The following is a 4,485-nucleotide window of genomic DNA, read 5'->3' as shown; positions in this document are numbered from 1 at the left end:
CTTGGGGAGCTTCTCCTTTACCGGTGGGAGGTAGAGAACCGGTCCTTTTGGGTACGGGACGTTCTCCTCCACGAGGATGCCTGCCAGGTGCGGGGGGTGGGGGCACAGGTCTTGGCGGCCCTCCGGGCCTTTCTGGTCTCCATGCTTCACCGCCAAGGGGTCAGGGAGAAGAAGGCGGCCTTGGAGGCCTTCTCCTTCAACCCCCTCTCCGCCCTGCGCTTCCTGAGGCTCTATGCGGTATAGCGGTCAAGTCTGCCCCCTACCCTTAGGGCTTCTTAGGCTGGCCCTTCCCCTTTTCCCGGACACCAGCCCGGTCACCTACTTCACCGACCGGAAGGCTTTCAAAGAGAAGTTTGACCTCCTAAGCTTCTATGACCAGCTGAGCCACCCGGATGCCTTCCTCTTCAACCCGGCCCGAAGCCCCGACGAGGTGGTCTTCACCGTGAGAGGGGATGGGATCACCCTCACGGATGGCCAGGGAAAGCCCCTGGTGCTGGATTTTCGGGCCGGGACGGGGGGAAAGACCTCTTCCCTTTTGCCTTCCCCACTTCTGCGGCTCCCCTTGGCCTCGGAGGCCGGCTTTCGGCTCGGCCTAGGGTACCTCCAGGGGGTAGATGGGGTGGCGGTGGAAACAAGCCCCGAGCTCCAAGAAGCCCTAAAGGGCAACCCCAGCGTCTGCCAGCAAAACCCCTCCCCTTGCGCCCTCCGCGGCCGGGGCAGCTTCACGGCCGGCCTGGCCCTGGACCTGGCCTACGCCACCCCCTTGCCGGAAATCCCCGGGGCGGGCCGGTTGCACCTGGGGGTTAGGGGGCTCGGCTTCTACGGCCTGGCCCACCTCGAGGCCCAGGCCGAGGCCCGGCCCGTCTACCAGGGGGACCAGATTTCCGGAACCGAGTACGAGGTAAAGAGCTTTCTAAGCTACCCCGGCCAGGGCCAGGGCTATGGGGCCATGGCCGACCTGGGCCTGGCCTGGACGTACGAGAACCTCACCCTGGGCCTGGGGGTGCGGAACCTCCTGGGCTTTGTGCGCTGGTCCGGCCAGGAGGAGGTCTACCAAAACGGCCAGCTTATAAGTTCCACCCCGGCGGTGCGGGAAAGGGCCGGCCTCGCCCCCGCGGCTTTCCTAAACGGCGCCTACCGGCTTCCCCTCGAGGAGGGAAGCCTTCTCCTGGCCGGGGACTGGGCCTTGGCCGAGGGGAGCTTCCACCTGGGTGCGGAGTACGCTTGGTCCGCCTTCCGGTTGAGGGCCGGGTTTGGGCGCGAGGGGGGGTGGCGCCTGGGCCTGGGAGGGGGACTTAGGCTTCCCGGCCTCCAGTTGGACGCGGCCCTGACCACCCATGAGGCACCCTTGGTGGGGGGCCTGGTGTACGGTTTGGCTTTGAGCCTGGGATTCTGAGGAGGTGAGCATGAAACGGTTGGCCTGGCTTGGCCTGCTTTTCCTCCTGGCCGCCTGCAGCGGCTATACGGTGACCACCCTTCGGCTGGAACTCCACACCTTCGTGCCCGAGGCAAACCGGAGCGGTTCCCTAGACGTGATAAGCGGGACCCTCCGTTTTCCCGACGACGATGGGGACAACACTTTTGGCAACGATCCAGATGGGTATTGGTTGTCGCTGACGGATACCCGGGACGTGTTGGAGCGCGCAGAATTCTTGGCCCGGGTCCGCCTGGTCCACCAGAGCGGCGGTCCGGTGAACGTAGGCCTCGAGGTCCACGTGGCCCCGGAAGGGGACAGCAACATCTACGACGGGAACGGGGACTACAGGGTTCTGAACGACAGCAAGTCCCTCAACCCGGGAGAGACGGCCGAGCTTGCCCCTTCGGCCACCCTGGCCCCCGGGGACCCGGCCTTTGACCTCCTGCGGGGCGGACGCTTCCGGGTAGGGGTCTTGCTTTCCGTCACCGGTTCGGGAACCATCCAGTACTCTCTGGAAGAGGCCACCCTGGTCCTTTCCGGTAAGGTATTCGGGTTGATCCCGAACAATTAGGCCCCTTGGCCCTATGCGACCCCCGACGCCATCATCGCCGTCTATGCAATTGAAGGGATAGGGTTACCCCTAACCGGGCGCGTATTTTTCACCATCTGCACCCCTCGGCGGGCCCCTTTGGGGGAGAATGTAGTGGAGGGGAAGATGTGAATGAAGGCCATGGGGGAAATCAGGTGCATGGAATGGTTCAAAATAGCCTAGTTGTGGCCGTGTGGAATCGTGTATAAGGAGGAGCTCGAGGTTATGCCTAACCGTCCATGGCCTCATTTGGATTATGCGGTAAGGCGGTGCGCCGCTCGTACAGCACCCGAGAACCAGAGGGAGGTGGGTCGTGAACCCCCTGCTCTTCCGTAAGGTGGACTACACGGTCAGCAAATTGCTCTCCGATATCGAGATCGGCGAAATCGGCCTACCCGACATCCAGCGGCCTTTCGTGTGGGATACGACCCGTGTGCGCGACCTCTTCGACTCCATGTACCGCGGCTATCCTGTGGGCACCCTCCTCTTTTGGGAGAACGGGTTTCCAGGGGAATATCGCCTCATCGGCACCGGCGGGAAACAAAAGCCCCCGCGTCTCCTTATTGTGGACGGTCAACAACGTTTGACCGCTCTGTACGCTGTAATGAAGGGAAGGCCTATTGTCGATAAGAACTTTGAGGAGCGGCGCTTGCGCATCGCGTTTCACCCCCTAGAGGAGCGCTTCGAGGTAACCAATACTCCCATCGAGCGGGATAGCTCCTGGATTTCGGATATCAGCGTATTGTGGCGGTCGGACACGAATCTCTATGAGCTCATTCGGGAATTCCTGGAGCGGATGAGACAGCGCCAGGCGTTGGCTCCGGATGGCGAGAAGCGTATTCCTGAGGCCATCCATAGGCTATTCAACTTGGCAAACTACCCCCTGAGCGCGCTGGAGATCTCGGCGCAGGCCAGTGAGGAGGAAGTATCCAAGATCTTCGTCCGCATCAACAGCCAGGGGCGCACGCTGAATCAAGCCGACTTCGTCCTTACCCTGATGTCGGTATTTTGGGACGAGGGGCGCAAGGAACTGGAGGATTTCTGCCGGCTTGCCAAGCAGCCCTCGGGCGATTCCAAACCCTCGCCCTATAACCCCTATTTTCATCCGTCCCCGGATCAGTTGCTACGGGTAGACGTAGCCCTGGCCTTTCGCCGAGCCCGTCTGGAACACGTCTATTCCATTTTGCGCGGGAAGGATTTGCAAACCGGTGAGTTCTCGGCCGAGCGGCGGGATGCGCAGTTTGCCAGACTCAAGGAAGCCCAGAATGCCGTGCTTAACCTGCAACACTGGCATGACTTCTTTGGCGTGCTGAAACGGGCAGGGTACATCCATCCCAAGATGGTCACCTCTGAGACCGCGGTCGTCTACACCTATGCCCTTTGGCTCATTGGGAAGCGGGAATTTGGCCTGTCAGGCCATCCCCTGCGCGATATCATGGCCCGCTGGTTCTTCATGAGTTCCCTAACAGGCCGTTATACCGGTTCTCCAGAGGCCCGTATGGAGCAGGATTTGGCCTTGCTTCGGGGCTGCAGAGACGGCGAGGACTTCATCCAGGTATTGGAACAGGAGATAAGGGCTGTTCTTACAGACGACTATTGGGAGATCACCCTCCCCAACGAACTGGCCACGGCTTCACCGCGCAACACGGCCCAATTCGCCTATTTTGCGGCGCTATGCCTTCTCGATGCCCCCGTACTTTACTCCCGCATGAAAGTACGGGACTTGCTTGATCCCATGGTTCAGGGAACGCGGGAAAGCCTTGAACGCCACCACCTCTTTCCAAGACGCTACCTGGAAAAGCTGAATCGGGACTGGCGCGACATCAATCAGGTGGCCAACTATGCGCTGGTAGAATGGCGAGACAACCTGGATATCAGCGATCGGCCGCCGGAAAAGTATGCTCCGGAATATGAGGCGCGGTTCGCACCGGAGGAGCTAGCGCAAATGTACTGGTTTCACGCCCTTCCAGAAAAATGGTATACCATGGAATACGAAAGTTTCTTGGAAGAGCGACGCAAAAGAATGGCCGCCGTCATTCAGGAGGGCTTCATGAGAATCTGAGCCTGGAAAAGCCATAGCCAGGCCGGCCCCCGGAGTGCGGCGGAATTTCAACCACTATATGGTGAACCCGGCCAGACACATGTGAGACTGGACGAGTAAAAATGTGGGGACCACTCCAAGAGAGAGGGGGTCCCCACGGATGCAGCTTACCACGGTTGGCAAAGAGGTTTTGCGGGGAGCGCGGGTCAGCCCGAAGGGCTACCTTGAAGGCCCGGGAACTCCAAGGTCAGCCCGAAGGGCTACCTTGCGGCCGGGGCCGGCGATCCCACGGTTCAGGACCGCTTACGGAAGCTCAAACAGGTGGAGGCGCTCAGGAAATACCGGGTGGGCTGGCCCGAGATCCAGGAGCTTTTGGGGATCAGCCGGGCCACCTATTACCGCTGGCGGAAACGCCTCAAGGAAGAGGGCCTTGCCGGT

At 61.0% G+C, this 4,485-nt stretch carries 3 protein-coding genes and 2 pseudogenes; all 5 read left to right on the top strand.

What is annotated here, in order from left to right; translation table 11 throughout:
* A pseudogene (locus F604_RS0111360) lies at window positions 1–243 on the top strand (transposase); the annotation flags it as partial.
* Window positions 233–1,396: a hypothetical protein gene (locus F604_RS0111355; protein ID WP_019551744.1), complete on the top strand. Its 1,164-nt coding sequence runs from the start codon at window positions 233–235 to the stop codon at window positions 1,394–1,396. The pseudogene F604_RS0111360 and the gene F604_RS0111355, both read left to right, overlap by 11 nt.
* A gap of 10 nt (window positions 1,397–1,406) precedes the next feature.
* Entirely contained in the window at window positions 1,407–1,988 is a 582-nt protein-coding gene (locus F604_RS0111350; protein WP_019551743.1) for a hypothetical protein, read from the top strand.
* 331 nt (window positions 1,989–2,319) lie between these two features.
* Window positions 2,320–4,068, top strand: coding sequence for a GmrSD restriction endonuclease domain-containing protein (locus F604_RS0111345; RefSeq protein WP_019551742.1), 1,749 nt, complete (start codon window positions 2,320–2,322; stop codon window positions 4,066–4,068).
* A gap of 139 nt (window positions 4,069–4,207) precedes the next feature.
* Window positions 4,208–4,485, top strand: a pseudogene (locus F604_RS13600) (helix-turn-helix domain-containing protein); the annotation flags it as partial.

The sequence above is a fragment of the Thermus scotoductus DSM 8553 genome (genome assembly GCF_000381045.1).
Taxonomy (GTDB): domain Bacteria; phylum Deinococcota; class Deinococci; order Deinococcales; family Thermaceae; genus Thermus; species Thermus scotoductus.
Note: the sequence above shows the minus strand (reverse complement) of the source record. Positions and strands in the feature narration are given on the sequence as shown.

Bases quoted from the DNA above. Each gene is read 5' to 3' on its own strand.
- F604_RS0111355 (WP_019551744.1), top strand. From the start codon at position 233: ATGCGGTATAGCGGTCAAGTCTGCCCCCTACCCTTAGGGCTTCTTAGG.
- F604_RS0111350 (WP_019551743.1), top strand. From the start codon at position 1,407: ATGAAACGGTTGGCCTGGCTTGGCCTGCTTTTCCTCCTGGCCGCCTGC.